Source organism: Pseudomonas brassicacearum (assembly GCF_918698105.1).
Taxonomy (GTDB): Bacteria; Pseudomonadota; Gammaproteobacteria; order Pseudomonadales; family Pseudomonadaceae; genus Aquipseudomonas; species Aquipseudomonas brassicacearum_F.
This window is the reverse complement of record NZ_CAKKMI010000074.1, coordinates 16,849-30,367: the sequence shown is the minus strand read 5'-3', so window position 1 is coordinate 30,367 and position 13,519 is coordinate 16,849. Positions and strand designations below refer to the sequence as shown.

Sequence of the window (13,519 nt, the reverse complement as noted above, 5' to 3'; positions counted from 1 at the left end):
GTGCTTGGCACCCTCGGCCTGCTGGGCCATGTCTTATCGCTGTGCGAAACCCTGCGCGATGCCTTCGCCCTGGGCGTTCGTTACCAGCACACTAGCGGCGGCATTGCCGTGGCCAGCGTCGAAGAAGCCACAGACCGGATCATGGTCGAGGCGACCTGCCGCCTGCCTTTCGCCGAGATCCAGGTGTTTGCCGTGGAAGAATTCTTCGCCAGCCTGATGGTCTATGGCCGGGCGCTGGTGGGGCCCGATTTCAAACCCCGGGCCGTGGAGTTCATGCATGCCGCGCCGTCCTATGCCCAGGAATATCAGCGGATATTGGGGGCGGATGTGCGCTTCGGGTGCCGCTACAATCGCATGCTGATCGACGTGTGCTGGCTGGCCATGCGCCTGCCTAATCATCACCCGTTGGCCTTGCGCCAGGCATTGGCCTTGCTCGAGCAGGAGGCCACCGAGGTGCACCAGAAAATCGATCTGATCCAGGCCGTGGAACGGGCGATTGCCCGGGACCTGGCCCGGGGCAGCCACATCGAGAAAATCGCCAGCGACCTCAACATGAGCAGCCGCACCCTGCGTCGACGCCTGACCGAACACAACCTGACCTTCGAAGCCTTGCTCGAACAAGTGCGCCGTGGCCGGACCCTGAACCTGTTGGCCAACCCTGGACTGTCCATCGAGCGCATCACCGAAGAAGTCGGCTACAGCGATGTGCGCAGTTTTCGTCGGGCGTTCCGACGCTGGACAGGCATGAGCCCGAGCGCGTTTCGCAATGAGAGCGCCGACGTCCGGCTCTAAGGATATGTCCAAACAGTATTTCTCAAGCTGTGTGGGAAGCGACCTGACAGCCGGCCTGGTTCTGCAGCCGTACCTCGATCCAACTGTGGGAGCAAAGCTTGCTCGTGATGGCGGTGGGTCAGCTTGCATGGATGTCGAATGGCCTGATGCCTTCGCGAGCAGGCTCGCTGCCACAAGGTAATGCTGTTCACTTGAGGAAACGTGTTGATATCTGTGGCCAGAGGTTGCTCCCGCTGGGCTGCGCAGCAGCCCCGAGATGTGAACTGACTGGCGGCGCTTGTCAGAAAAATCCCGGAAGAGTACAAATGTACTCCATGACGACTCTCTCCCCCCGCCGCACCGCCATCCTGACTTTCATCCGCGAACGCATCGCCGATCAGGGCCAGCCTCCCAGCCTCGCTGAAATCAGCGAGGCGTTCGGTTTTGCCTCCCGCAGTGTGGCGCGCAAGCATGTGCTGGCGCTGACCGAAGCCGGTTTCATCGAAGTCAATCCGCACCAGGCCCGGGGCATTCGCTTGCTGAACCAACCACCACGACCCGAGTTGCTGGATGTGCCGGTGCTGGGGCGAGTGGCCGCCGGGCTGCCGATCGGCGCCGATGCCGAGGTCCACAGCCGCCTGATGCTGGATCCGGCGATTTTTACCAAAGCGCCTGATTACCTGCTGCGGGTCCAGGGCGATTCGATGATCGAGGACGGCATTCTCGACGGTGACCTGGTGGGCGTGCAGCGCACGCCGCAGGCCGCCAACGGCCAGATTGTCGTGGCACGCCTGGATGGCGAAGTCACCATCAAGCGCTTCGAGCGCATCGGCGAGCGAGTGCGTTTACTGCCGCGCAACCCGGCCTACCAGCCGATCATCGTCGAGGCTGACCAGGACCTGGCGATAGAAGGGGTGTTCTGTGGCTTGGTGAGGCAAGGCTGATGGGCGCCGTCGTTGCGCTGGACACGCTGTTCAACGGCGGCCAGGTCTGGAAGGGCCGGCCTGCGCCGCCAGCCGCCAGCCCGCAACCCACCGGCCATGCGGCACTGGACGCGGCGTTGCCCAGTGGTGGCTGGCCAGAGGCGGCGTTGACGGAGTTGCTCATCGCCGCGCCGGGCGTGGGTGAGTTGCAACTGGTGTGGCCGACCCTGGCGCGGCTGTCGGCGGCGGGGGAGCGGATCGTGCTGGTGGCGCCACCGTTCGTGCCCTATCCCCAGGCCTGGCAGAACGCTGGCATCGACCTGCGCCAGTTGTCGGTGATCCGCGCCGATGAGCGCGATGCCCTGTGGGCCACCGAACAATGCCTGCGTTCGGGCAGTTGTGGCGCGGTGCTGTGCTGGCCCCGCCAGGCGGATGACCGGGCCTTGCGTCGCTTGCAAGTGGCGGCGGAAACCGGCCAGACCCTGGCATTCGCCTGGCGCTCGATCCAGGAAGCCATCAACCCGTCGCCGGCGGCCCTGCGCATCGCCATCGATACCCGGCCGGCGCAGTTGCGCGTGCTCAAGTGCCGCGGCGGGTTGGCTCGTTCGGCGCCGATTGCCTTTGCCACGCTCGCCCCACAAACCGGGCATTGAGGTTGCGATGCGCTGGGTCTGTATTCTTTTCCCGCAATTGGCGCTGGACGCCGCACTGCGCCAGCGCCCCGATCCCGACCAGCCCTTGGCACTGCTGACCGGTCCGGCCCAGCGCCGGGTGCTGCAAGCGGTGAATGCGCCGGCACGGGCCCTGGGCTTGCGTCCCGGCCAGACCATGACCGCTGCCCAGGCCTTGAGCAAAGGCTTTGCCACCGCCGAATACGACGCGGCGCAGATCGAGCACTGGCAACAGTTCCTGGCGGCCTGGGCCTACCGGTTCAGCTCCCAGGTCAGCGTGCATTACCCGCGTACGCTGCTGTTCGAGATCGAGTCGAGCATGGGCCTGTTTGGCCCATGGCCGGTGTTCGAGGCGCGCTTGCGGGCCGAGCTGACCGAGCTGGGTTTTCGTCATCGCATCGTCGCCGCGCCCAATCCGGTGGCGGCGCGGGTGTTGGCCAATGCCTATGACGCCTTGGTGGTGCCCGACGCCGAGACCTTGCAGCAATGCTTGGGAGACATGCCCGTGGAGCGGATCGGCCTGGAACCCGACGTCGCCACGGCGCTGTCGCGCATGGGCCTGCGCCGCCTGAGCCAGGTCCAGGCCTTGCCCCGGCAGACCCTGGCACGGCGCTTCGAGGCCCAGGTGCTCAAGCACCTCGACGCGTTGACGGGCAGTCGCACCCTGGCGCTGTCGTTCTACCTGCCGCCAGACCGCTTCGATGTGCGCATCGAACTCAACTACGACGTGCAGTCCCATCAGGCGCTGTTGTTCCCGTTGCGCCGCCTGACCGGTGACCTGTCAGCCTTCCTCTGCGGACGCGACAGCGGCGTGCAGCGCTTCGACCTGCACCTGGAGCACGCCGGTTTGCCGGACACACTGATCAAGGTCGGCTTGCTCAGCGCCGAACGGGACCCTGCGATGCTCTTCGAACTGGCCCGCGGTCGCTTGGAACAGGTGCAGGTCGCGGCCCCGGTACGGGGTTTTCGCTTGTGCGCCGAGGACCTGCCGAGTTTCGTGCCCCAGCGCCTGGAGCTGTTCGACGAGCGTCCGCAACAGTCCTTGCCTTGGGAGCAACTGCGCGAACGGCTGCGGGCGCGGCTGGGGGATGACGCGGTGCAGGGCCTGGGGTTTCGCGATGACCATCGACCTGAATGCGCCTGGCAAATGACCCCCCAACCCCGGCCCCAGGCCTGTCCGGTGCGCGCTGGCGTGCAACGTCCCAGCTGGCTGCTGAATGAGGCCCAGCTGTTGCCAGACAGCCAGGCGCGAGTCCTCATGGGCCCGGAGCGCATCGAGACCGGCTGGTGGGACGGTGCCGACGTACGTCGTGACTACTATCTGATCGAAACCCGCAGCGGACAACGTGGCTGGGCCTATCGAACGGTGGGCGAGGGCGGGCCGTTGTGGCTGCAGGGCTGGTTCGCATGAGCGTCGAGTATGCCGAGCTGCATTGCCTGTCGAACTTCAGTTTCCAGCGCGGCGCCTCCAGTGCCCTGGAGTTGTGCCGTCGCGCCAAGCAGCAGGGCTATCAGGCCCTGGCTATCACCGACGAATGCACCTTGGCCGGAATCGTCCGGGCCTGGCAGGCGGCCAGGGAACTGGAGCTGCAACTGATCATCGGCAGCGAAGTCCAGGTCGAGAACGGCCCGAAGCTGGTGTTGCTGGTGGAAAACCTGCAGGGTTATCAAGCCTTGTGCCGGCTGATCACCCGCGCCCGGCGTCGCAGCGAGAAGGGCCACTATCGCATCGTGCGAGAGGACTTCGACCAGCCCTTGGCGGGGCTGCTGGCGTTGTGGATAGCCGAGGGTAAAGATGCCGAGGAACATGGCCGTTGGCTCCAGTCGATCTTTGCCGAGCGCCTGTGGCTGACGGTCCAGTTGCATTGTGGACAGGACGACCGCCGCCGGTTGGCAGACTCGTTGGCGCTGGCCGAGCGCTTGGATCTTCCAGCCGTAGCCAGTGGCGATGTGCACATGCACGTACGCGGCCGTCGTGCCTTGCAGGACACCATGACCGCCATCCGCCACCACGTCCCGGTGGCCGAGGCCGGCCAGCGCCTGCACCCCAACGGCGAGCGCCACTTGCGCAACCGCAAGGATCTGGCCGATCTCTACCCGCGGGCCTTGCTCGACGAAACCCTGAACATCGCCCGGCGTTGCACCTTCGACCTCGGCCAACTGCGCTACCAATACCCCCGCGAGCTGGTGCCCGAGGGGCATGACCCGACGTCCTGGCTGCGGGAGCTGACCGAGCGCGGCATGCGCGAGCGGTGGCAGGATGGCGCGACCGACAAAGTGCGGGCACAGATCGACAAGGAACTGAGCCTGATCGCCGAGCTGGGTTATGACAGCTATTTCCTCACCGTACAGGACATCGTCAGCTTCGCCCGCAGCCGCCATATCCTTTGCCAGGGGCGTGGTTCGGCGGCCAACTCGGCGGTGTGCTACGCCCTGGGGATCACCGAAATCGATCCCAGCCTTACCAGCCTGTTGTTCGAACGCTTCCTGTCCCGGGAGCGCAATGAGCCGCCGGACATCGACGTCGACTTCGAACACGATCGTCGCGAGGAAGTGCTGCAGTACGTGTTCCAGCGCTACGGTCGTCATCGAGCGGCGTTGACGGCGGTGGTCAGCAGTTACCACGGCGCCGGGGCGGTGCGCGATGTGGCCAAGGCCCTGGGGCTGCCGCCGGATCAGGTCAACGCCCTGGCCGATTGCTGTGGCCGCTGGAGCGACGAGGCGCCGCCCATGGAGCGCTTGCGTGAAGGCGGCTTCGACCCGGACAGCCCGGTGTTGCGCCGGGTCCTGAGCCTGACCCAGCAACTGATCGGTTTTCCTCGGCATTTGTCCCAGCACCCTGGCGGCTTCGTGATTTCCGAGCAGCCCCTGGACACCCTGGTGCCGGTGGAAAACGCCGCCATGGCCGAACGCACCATCATCCAGTGGGACAAGGACGACCTGGATGCGGTCGGGTTGCTCAAGGTGGATATCCTGGCCCTGGGCATGCTCAGTGCGATTCGTCGCTGTTTCGACCTGATCGAACACTACCGGGGCCAGCGCTACGCCCTGGCGTCGCTGCCCCAGGAGGATCGGGCGACCTACGAGATGATCAGTCGCGCCGACACCATCGGTGTGTTCCAGATCGAGTCCCGGGCGCAGATGTCGATGTTGCCTCGGCTCAGGCCCCAGACGTTCTACGATTTGGTCATCGAAGTGGCGATCGTGCGGCCCGGGCCGATCCAGGGCGGGATGGTGCATCCGTACCTGCGGCGCAGAAACAAAGAAGAGGCGGTGACTTATCCCTCTGAAGCGTTGAAGCAAGTGCTCAACCGCACCCTGGGTGTCCCCTTGTTCCAGGAGCAGGTCATGCAGATCGCCATCGTCGCGGCCGATTACACCCCGGGTGAAGCCGACCAGTTGCGGCGTTCCATGGCCGCCTGGAAACGTCACGGCGGGTTGGAGCCCCATCGGGAGCGGCTGGCGCAGGGGATGAAGAAAAACGGCTACACCGCTGAATTCTCCGCGCAAATCTTCGAACAGATCAAAGGCTTCGGCAATTACGGTTTCCCCGAATCCCACGCCGCCAGTTTCGCCTTGCTGACCTACGCCAGCAGCTGGCTCAAATGCCACGAACCGGCGGCGTTCGCCTGTGCCCTGATCAACAGTTGGCCCATGGGCTTCTACAGCCCGGACCAGATCCTCCAGGATGCCCGCCGACATCAACTGTCGATACGCCCGGTGGATGTGCGCGCCAGCGATTGGGATTGCAGCCTCGAACCCATGGACGGTCGGCAACCAGCGATCCGCATGGGGCTGCGCATGGTCAAGGGCTTTCGCGAAGAGGATGCCCGCCGTATCGAAGCGGCCCGCCGGCATCGGCCCTTCAGCGACGTGGCCGACTTGGGCGAGCGCGCGCAGCTCGATGCCCGGGCCCAGGCGCAACTGGCCGACGCGGGGGCCTTGCAGGGCTTGGCCGGTGATCGTCATCGTGCCCGCTGGGAAGTGGCCGGGGTGCAGAAGCAACTGGGTTTGTTCGCCGGTATGCCCAGCCAGGAGGAACCCCCCGTGGCCCTGCCAAAACCCACGCTGGGGGAAAACCTGTTTGCCGATTACACCACGCTCGGCACGACACTGGGCCCTCATCCGCTGGCCCTGCTGCGCCCCGAACTGCGCGCCCGGCGCTGCCGCAGTTCACGGGAGTTGCAGGATGTGGAACATGGGCGCAATGTCAGCGTCGCCGGGTTGGTCACCGGCCGCCAACGCCCGGGCACGGCCAGCGGTGTGACCTTCGTCACCCTGGAAGATGAATTCGGCAATCTCAACGTGGTGGTCTGGCGCGACTTGGCCGAGCGCCAGCGCAAGACCTTGGTGGGCTCGCAATTGCTCAAGGTCGATGGGCGCTGGGAAAGCGTCGGCGAGGTCCGCCACCTGATCGCCGGGCGCCTGAGCGACCTGACCGAGTTGTTGGCGGGTATCCAGGTGCAGAGCCGTGATTTCCGGTGAATCCGCAAACAGGTCCCTCACCATGAAACCAAACGCCAACCCAGCGCTCGAAGCTCTGATCGCAAGGGGTTTGTGTCTGCCGTCTCCCTGCAGGCGTTTTGAGGTTCAGAATTGACCATGCAGTTTCTATCCCAAAATCACGGGTGCCCTGGATGGGGCGGTGAAATGGCCGGGCGTATCCGGGCGTTCGATTGGAGCCGGACCGAGTTGGGCGCCATCGAGCACTGGTCCGCCAGCCTGCGCAGTGCCGTCCAGTTGTTGCTGGCTTCGCCCCTGCCGATGGTGATGTTGTGGGGCCGCCAGGGCTTCATGATCTACAACGATGCCTATGCCGAGTTCGCCGGGGGTCGCCATCCCTACCTGCTGGGGTGTGCAGTGGAGTTGGGCTGGCCGGAGGTCGCCGAATTCAATCGGCATGTGCTAGACGTCTGCCTGGCCGGTGGCACCTTGTCCTACCGCAGCAAAGAGCTGGTCCTGCTGCGCGATGGCAAGCCTGAAGATGTGTGGATGGACCTCTATTACAGCCCGGTGCCCGATGACGACCAGTCCCCGGCGGGCGTGCTGGCGATTGTGGTGGAAACCACCGAGCTCGTGTTGACCGAGCGCGCCCGGCAAGAGGCCGAACGCAGTTACCGAGCCGTCAATGAACGCATCCAGCTGGCCCTCTCGGCCGGACCATTGCTGGGGTCGTTCGTCTGGGACATCCAGGCCGACACGCTGTCGGGCGATGAGCGTTTTGCCCGTACCTTCAACTACCCGCCAGACTGTTCGCTGGACGCACTGCCCATCGAAATTGCTCGCCAGCGCATCCACGCCGATGACCTCGAAGAGGTCAACCAGCGGGTCGAACTGACCTTGCGCACGGGCGTCCCCTACAGCGCTGAATATCGGCTGCGCCGCGTGGACGGTGATTACCGGTGGGTGCTGGCCAGTGGTCGCTGCGAATTCGATGCCACGGGCAAGCCCCTGCGTTTTCCAGGTGTGCTGATTGACATCAATGAGCGCAAGACAGCCGAAGCGTCGCTGCTCAAATTCACCCGCGACCTGGAACAGCGGGTAGCCGATGAGGTGCAAGCGCGGCTCGCAGCGGAAGAGCAGTTGCGCCAGTCGCAAAAGCTCGAGGCCATTGGCGGTCTCACTGGCGGCGTGGCCCATGACTTCAACAACCTGCTGCAAGTGATTGCCGGCAACCTGCACTTGCTGGCCCGCCACGAGCCGGACAACGCCAACGTGCAACGGCGGGTCAGTGCCTCCATCGAAGCCGTGGAGCGGGGCGCCAAGTTGTCATCGCAACTGCTGGCTTTTGCCCGGCGCCAGCCATTGTCACCGGCGGTCTACAACCCACGACGCATCTTCGATGGCATGGGTGAACTGCTGCAACGAGCCTTGGGCGAAACCATCCAGATTGAAGTGAGCCTGCCCCAGCAGCCCTGGTGCATCCACGTCGATCGCAATCAATTGGAAAACGCCCTGTTGAACCTGGCGATCAATGCGCGCGATGCCATGGGCGGCGAGGGCACCATCCGCCTGATCGGTGAGAACATCGTGCTCGATAAAGCATCCTGTGCCGGCAAGGGGATCCCGGCCGGCGACTATGTCCGGCTGTCGGTAATCGACTGCGGTGCCGGCATGCCGCCCGACATCCTGAAGCAGGTGTTCGAGCCATTTTTCACCACCAAGACCGATGGCCAGGGCACCGGGCTTGGATTGAGCATGGTGTTCGGGTTCGTCAAGCAGAGTGGCGGCCATATCGAGATCTCCAGCGACCTGGGCGAGGGCACGCGAGTACGAATGTATTTCCCTCGAAGCCTTGCACCCGAAGCGGGCGAAACCGAGCAGCCCGACGTACTTCAGTCCGGCCGGCAAGAAACGATTTTGGTGGTGGAGGACAACGACGAGGTGCGCAGCGCGTCGGTGGAATTGCTGGAGCAGTCCGGCTATCGGACCCTCACGGCCGCCAATGGCGATGAGGCGATGAGGCTGCTGCTGGAAGGCATCTCGGTGGATCTGATCTTCACCGACGTGGTCATGCCCGGCCTGATCAAGAGTTCCGACCTGGCCGCCTGGGCCAAGATGCAGAACCCGCCAGTACCGGTGCTGTTCACCTCGGGGCACACCCGGGACATCATCTCCCGCAACCATCAACTGAGCCCCGATACCCATTTGTTGAGCAAACCCTACGGCCCGGATGCGCTGACCCGGATGGTGAGGAGCGTGCTGGGCGGCTGATCGCGGCGCTGCAAACAAATGGAACCGAAGCCGTCGCGTGACCTTCGAATGTTCAAGACCGGTCATCCATCCGGCCCTGCCATGAACGAGGTGCCCATGAACGACGATCCTGCAAACATCCAGCAACAAGGCCAGGCGCAGACACCGTCCCCCCGTAACGATCCGGCCATCGATCCCCAGGTTCCGGACAAACCTGCGAGCGCCCAGCCAGTCAGCCCTGCCGGAACGGACCAGGCCCAGAGCGGCGCCCCTGAAGTCGATCAGAAGCATCATCATCAGGATAATGACAACACCTTCAGTCCCGGCTTCAAGCCTGATCCGGATCGGCCGAAATCTGGCGAGGATACGGATGCTGATATCGACACCGACGGTGGCTAGCCCCCTGAAGGATGTGCGACACCGAGCCATTGTGGGAGCGAGCTTGCTCGCGATGACTATGGCAAATTTGCCATCCCTGTGACTGAACCACCGCTATCGCGAGCAAGCTCGCTCCCTCAGGGGGCGCTTCGAGAAAACGGCGCTTCCCATCCAAGGGAGGCGCCGTTTTTCCTTGAGTGAGCAGTGCCTCGCTCTACTTGCTTGGATGCGCAGCCTGAAGTTTCTTGGCGGCATCCAGGTGATGTTGCAGATCCGGCAGCATCTTCTGGGCGAACGCCTTGAGTTCGGTATTGCCAGGCTTCTTGTCGTCAGTGACGGTCTCGGCTTCCTTCTTGAACAGGGCGATGGTTTCTTCGTGGGCCTTGACCTGGTTGTTGGCGTAGGCCGCATCGAAGGACTCATCGCGCACGTCGAGAATCTTCGCCTTGGCTTTTTTCATCAGCGTGGTGTCGTCGGGTACTTCGATGTCATGTTTTTTCGCCAGGGCTTTCAGTTCTTCGTTGGCCTTTTTGTGGTCGGTGATCATCGTGTTGGCGAACGCCTTGATGTCCGCCGATTGGCTTTTTTCCAAAGCCAGTTTGCTGGTTTCGATTTCTGCAATGCCACCGGCCGCCGCGTTGTCGACAAAGTCGTTGGAAGTCGCGGCCCATGCCATGCCCATGCTGCTACTCAAGGCAACTGCCAGGCCGAGTTGACGCAGGGTGAATCTGTCCATAGGTAAGTCTCCACACAGGTTGAATGAGCGATTCTTGTCGTCTCTGTTCAATGGAGGGCGACGCACCGACAATGGTTTGATCGCCAAGCGATGCGGTACGACGAACGGTCACCGCTGGTCGGATTGGCGGTCGACAGAACCCTGTCGAGGAGGCCATCCTGATAATCGACGGGCGCCGCAAGGGCGTCTGCCACCGACCCATCGAAGGAGGTGTTCCATGCCGGTGTCCCACGATTTGTGCCAGGATCTCAAATGCACAAAAGATCACATCCAGCAAAAACGCAGCGAGAATCCAAGGCTCGACTCGTTACTTCAAAAATACTCCCAACTTGATGCCGAGGTGGTCGAAGCCGAAAAACCGTCCACCGGCGCGCTGTCCGACGATGCTTTGGAGACGCTCAAGAAGAAGCGATTACTGGTCAAGGACAAAATCGTGGCTCAGATGCAGCGCTAGTGCGAAGGGCTTTTGTGGCGGGGGAGCTTGCTCCCGCTGGGCTTCGCCTGTAAGAGCTGTGTAGGAGCTGTCGGGTGCAACGAGGCTGCGATCTTTCCCCAGACACTTGAATCCCAAGTGAAAGATCAAAAGATCGCAGGCTTCGCCAGCTCCTACAAAGCGGGGGCAATCTCTGGCCACGACAGGTACCTCACACCAGGCTGGCCTGCATCACAATCCGTCAGGTCAATGGATCCCAGCGCTGCGACCAGTCGCTGCCAGTCTTGACGATCTCTCGCAACACCTCGAATGCTTGCTGCAACGCTGCTGAATCCCGATCGCGGGAGTAGACCAGGTAGGTGGGGTAGTTGAATTCGGGTGCCTTGGGCACCCGTTCCAGGATGCCGCTGTCCAGGTAGCTCTGCACGACCCGGGTGCGGAAGTAGCCGCTGCCGCCGTTTTCCAGGATGTACTGCAAGGCCAGGGGACCAAGGTTGAAGGTCACGGCGGCCTTGGCCTTGTCCGGTAGCGCGGTGTCGTGTTGGCGCCGGAAGTCAGCACTCCAGTCGATGTACACGTAGGGCTCGGGACGGGCGGCCAGGCGTACCAGGATGAGTTTTTCTTCCAGCAGCTGTTCGACCTGCAGGCGTGGCCAGTATTCGGGTTGATACACCACCGCCGCGTCCAGCAGACCCAGCTCCAGCTGTTGCAGCAGTTTCTCGCCGTCGCGGATGTCCATGCGCAGGGCATGACCGGGAATTTTCTGGCGCAGTTCGCCGGCCCAGGCGAGCATCAAGGGGTTGCACAGGCTGACCTCGCCCCCCAGGTGCAAGACGTTGCGATAGCCCTCGGGCAGTGGCAGGTCCCGGCGGGCGGCTTCCCAAGTCTGCACGAGCTGGTTGGCGTAGACCACGAACGCCTCGCCGTCGCTGGTCAAGCGCGCCCCGGCACGGTTGCGTACGAACAGTGCGCAGCCGAGCTGGCTTTCGAGCTTCTGCACCCGGGCGGTGATCGCCGTCTGGGTCACGTGCAGCTTTTCGGCCGCTGCAGCGAGGCTGCCGTGGCGGACGATTTCCAGGAAGGTGCGGGCGAGGTCGATGTCCATGTTCAGGCCGATGCGGGGGAAGCGGGCATTGTAAGAGCTGCCGCGCCTCGCCGATACCGGGCATTATTGGATGGCTTGGGCCTGTGGTGTTCGCGCCCAAGGGGCGACCAGGCGTTCTGGCGTGCGGCAGGTCTTGTGCTTGAAGACGAAACCACGGCACTTGTCGGCGAAGCCGTGGCGATTGTCCACCATGTCATGGTGCATCTGCGCGAGCTCATCATCGCGGCATGCCTGGATCGCCGACAGGCTCCGTTCGGCCTTGCGCACCCGAATGCTTTCATAGTTCGGATCGAGCAGCGCACGGTTGGCTCGCTGCAGCAGCCACAGGCCGAACTCGTCGGGGCAGCGTGGTCCGATCTCCTGGACCATGCCGTAGCGCAACGCCTGGAGGGCGCTGATCGGCAGGCAGTCCTGGGTGAGTTTCCAGGCCAGGTCCGGGCCGACCGCACGGGGCAGGCTGTAGGTCCAGTATTCGGAGCCGTACAGGCCCATGGTCGCGTAGTGCGGGTTGAGCACGATGTCGCGACGCGCCAGTACGATATCGGCTGCCAGGGCCAACATCACACCGCCGGCCCCGGCGTTACCCGTCAGGCCGCTGACCACCAGTTGCCGTGCGCTGAACAACTCAAGGCAAACGTCATCGATGGCCTGTATGTTGGCCCAGGCCTCCAGCCCGGGTTCGGCGGCGGCCTGGATCACGTTCAGGTGCACGCCGTTGGAAAAGCTGCCGCGCCCGCCGCGGATCAACAGCACCTGGGTATCCCGGGACTTGGCCCAGCGCAATGCCGCCACCAGCCGTTGGCATTGCTCAGTGCTCATCGCCCCGTTATAGAACTCGAACGTCAGCTCTCCCACATGGCCGCATTCGCGGTAGCGAATGGGCTGGTAGGGCTCATCGCTGAACGGCTGTCGGGCCAGGGAACCGTCGAGCACCGGGACGCCTTCGAGCTGGTTCGACAATACATGGCGCGCCGGACGCTTGAAGGTCTGTTCGCCGGGCTGCGGCTTGCGGCGCAGGGCGCCGATCCACAGGCTGGCATCCCCTGTCGCCACCAGCACCGCATCGTCACGCACGGCCAACAGTTCGCCAGGCAGGCCGTGGCGAACGTCCGGATGGGCGTCGTACAGGTAAAACTGCTCGCCGGCCAGGCTTGCCAGCACACCGGGTTGACCGTCCGCGGCGTCGATGCAGCGCTTGATGAAACCGCTGCTGTCGTGCCAGCTGAAGCTGCGATCGTCCTGGGTCATGTTCGGTTGCAGGCGCCCGACCACGTCATGACGGGCATAGTCCAGAGGTACCGGGATGAAACCGTCGAGGTATTTTTCCACGACCTCGCGGATGCAACGAATGGCCGCATCGCTGACCGGACCGTTGTACAGCTCGGATTTGCGCAGGCCTTGGGGCAGGTCGAATTCGCAAGTGGCCCAGACTGGGCCGGCGTCCATTTCCTCTACCGCCTGCAACGCCGTGACACCCCAACGTTTGGGCTGCCGAGTGATCGCCCAGTCCAGGGCGCTGGCGCCGCGGTCGCCAACAATGCCGGGATGAATGATCACCACCGGGCGCCGCGGGTTGCGCCATAACTGCTCGGGTACGCGGTCCTTGAGGAATGGGCAGATCACCAGGTGGGCGCCGCTTTCTTCGATTTGTCGGCAGACCGAGGCCGGATCGGTGAACAGCACGACGCTGGGGCGATAGCCGGCCTCGCGCAGGTCCAGCCAGGCGCGTTGGGTCAGGCCGTTGAAGGCACTCGACAGCAAAATGATCTTCAGTGTGGGCATGAGTCTCTCTTCCGTGAGATGAGCAGG

11 protein-coding genes are annotated in these 13,519 nt (G+C 63.7%); 8 read left to right on the top strand and 3 right to left on the bottom strand.

All coding sequences use genetic code 11. The features are described from left to right. From LQ215_RS23495 to LQ215_RS23465, 7 genes are all read left to right on the top strand, one after another. Positions 1–792, top strand: a 792-nt coding sequence (locus LQ215_RS23495) for an AraC family transcriptional regulator (protein WP_230152796.1), incomplete at its 5' end; no start/stop codon positions are given. A 305-nt stretch (positions 793–1,097) separates the two neighbouring features. Continuing rightward, complete coding sequence (gene lexA / locus LQ215_RS23490) at positions 1,098–1,715, top strand: transcriptional repressor LexA (RefSeq protein ID WP_230152795.1); 618 nt, start codon at positions 1,098–1,100, stop codon at positions 1,713–1,715. Continuing rightward, positions 1,715–2,347 (top strand): translesion DNA synthesis-associated protein ImuA, encoded by a 633-nt coding sequence (gene imuA / locus LQ215_RS23485; protein WP_230152794.1) that lies wholly within the window; start codon positions 1,715–1,717, stop codon positions 2,345–2,347. The genes lexA and imuA overlap by 1 nt, the downstream gene beginning before the upstream one ends. Before the next feature lie 7 nt (positions 2,348–2,354). Continuing rightward, positions 2,355–3,776 (top strand): Y-family DNA polymerase, encoded by a 1,422-nt coding sequence (locus tag LQ215_RS23480; protein WP_230152793.1) that lies wholly within the window; start codon positions 2,355–2,357, stop codon positions 3,774–3,776. Beyond that, complete coding sequence (locus tag LQ215_RS23475) at positions 3,752–6,850, top strand: error-prone DNA polymerase (protein ID WP_230152792.1); 3,099 nt, start codon at positions 3,752–3,754, stop codon at positions 6,848–6,850. Before LQ215_RS23480 ends, LQ215_RS23475 begins: the two co-directional genes overlap by 25 nt. Positions 6,851–6,967: 117 nt before the next feature. Beyond that, positions 6,968–9,079, top strand: coding sequence for a PAS domain-containing hybrid sensor histidine kinase/response regulator (locus LQ215_RS23470; protein WP_230152791.1), 2,112 nt, complete (start codon positions 6,968–6,970; stop codon positions 9,077–9,079). 96 nt (positions 9,080–9,175) lie between these two features. Continuing rightward, positions 9,176–9,457 carry a hypothetical protein gene (locus LQ215_RS23465; protein ID WP_230152790.1) on the top strand — a complete coding sequence of 94 codons (282 nt, stop codon included), beginning with the start codon at positions 9,176–9,178 and terminating at the stop codon, positions 9,455–9,457. 193 nt (positions 9,458–9,650) lie between these two features. On the opposite strand, the gene LQ215_RS23460 is transcribed toward LQ215_RS23465, so the two are convergent. Further along, the gene (locus tag LQ215_RS23460) at positions 9,651–10,172 is read right to left on the bottom strand and encodes a DUF4142 domain-containing protein (RefSeq protein WP_230152789.1); all 522 of its coding nucleotides are present in this window, start codon (positions 10,170–10,172) and stop codon (positions 9,651–9,653) included. Positions 10,173–10,389: 217 nt separating this feature from the next. On the opposite strand from LQ215_RS23460, the gene LQ215_RS23455 reads away from it, so the two are divergent. Further along, positions 10,390–10,626 carry a YdcH family protein gene (locus LQ215_RS23455; RefSeq protein WP_230152788.1) on the top strand — a complete coding sequence of 79 codons (237 nt, stop codon included), beginning with the start codon at positions 10,390–10,392 and terminating at the stop codon, positions 10,624–10,626. Positions 10,627–10,846: 220 nt separating this feature from the next. Here LQ215_RS23455 and LQ215_RS23450 read toward each other — a convergent pair whose 3' ends face one another. After that, on the bottom strand, positions 10,847–11,710 hold the full coding sequence (locus tag LQ215_RS23450; protein WP_003200177.1) for a LysR family transcriptional regulator: 864 nt from the start codon (positions 11,708–11,710) through the stop codon (positions 10,847–10,849). A gap of 63 nt (positions 11,711–11,773) precedes the next feature. Beyond that, the gene (locus tag LQ215_RS23445; RefSeq protein WP_230152787.1) at positions 11,774–13,492 is read right to left on the bottom strand and encodes a hydrogenase maturation protein; all 1,719 of its coding nucleotides are present in this window, start codon (positions 13,490–13,492) and stop codon (positions 11,774–11,776) included. Between the last annotated feature and the right edge of the window lie 27 nt (positions 13,493–13,519).

What these genes read in the sequence shown, in the direction of transcription:
- lexA (WP_230152795.1), top strand. Translation starts at nt 1,098, where the DNA reads ATGTACTCCATGACGACTCTCTCCCCCCGCCGCACCGCCATCCTGACT.
- imuA (WP_230152794.1), top strand. Translation starts at nt 1,715, where the DNA reads ATGGGCGCCGTCGTTGCGCTGGACACGCTGTTCAACGGCGGCCAGGTC.
- LQ215_RS23480 (WP_230152793.1), top strand. Translation starts at nt 2,355, where the DNA reads ATGCGCTGGGTCTGTATTCTTTTCCCGCAATTGGCGCTGGACGCCGCA.
- LQ215_RS23470 (WP_230152791.1), top strand. Translation starts at nt 6,968, where the DNA reads ATGCAGTTTCTATCCCAAAATCACGGGTGCCCTGGATGGGGCGGTGAA.
- LQ215_RS23465 (WP_230152790.1), top strand. Translation starts at nt 9,176, where the DNA reads ATGAACGACGATCCTGCAAACATCCAGCAACAAGGCCAGGCGCAGACA.
- LQ215_RS23460 (WP_230152789.1), bottom strand. Translation starts at nt 10,172, where the DNA reads ATGGACAGATTCACCCTGCGTCAACTCGGCCTGGCAGTTGCCTTGAGT.
- LQ215_RS23455 (WP_230152788.1), top strand. Translation starts at nt 10,390, where the DNA reads ATGCCGGTGTCCCACGATTTGTGCCAGGATCTCAAATGCACAAAAGAT.
- LQ215_RS23450 (WP_003200177.1), bottom strand. Translation starts at nt 11,710, where the DNA reads ATGGACATCGACCTCGCCCGCACCTTCCTGGAAATCGTCCGCCACGGC.
- LQ215_RS23445 (WP_230152787.1), bottom strand. Translation starts at nt 13,492, where the DNA reads ATGCCCACACTGAAGATCATTTTGCTGTCGAGTGCCTTCAACGGCCTG.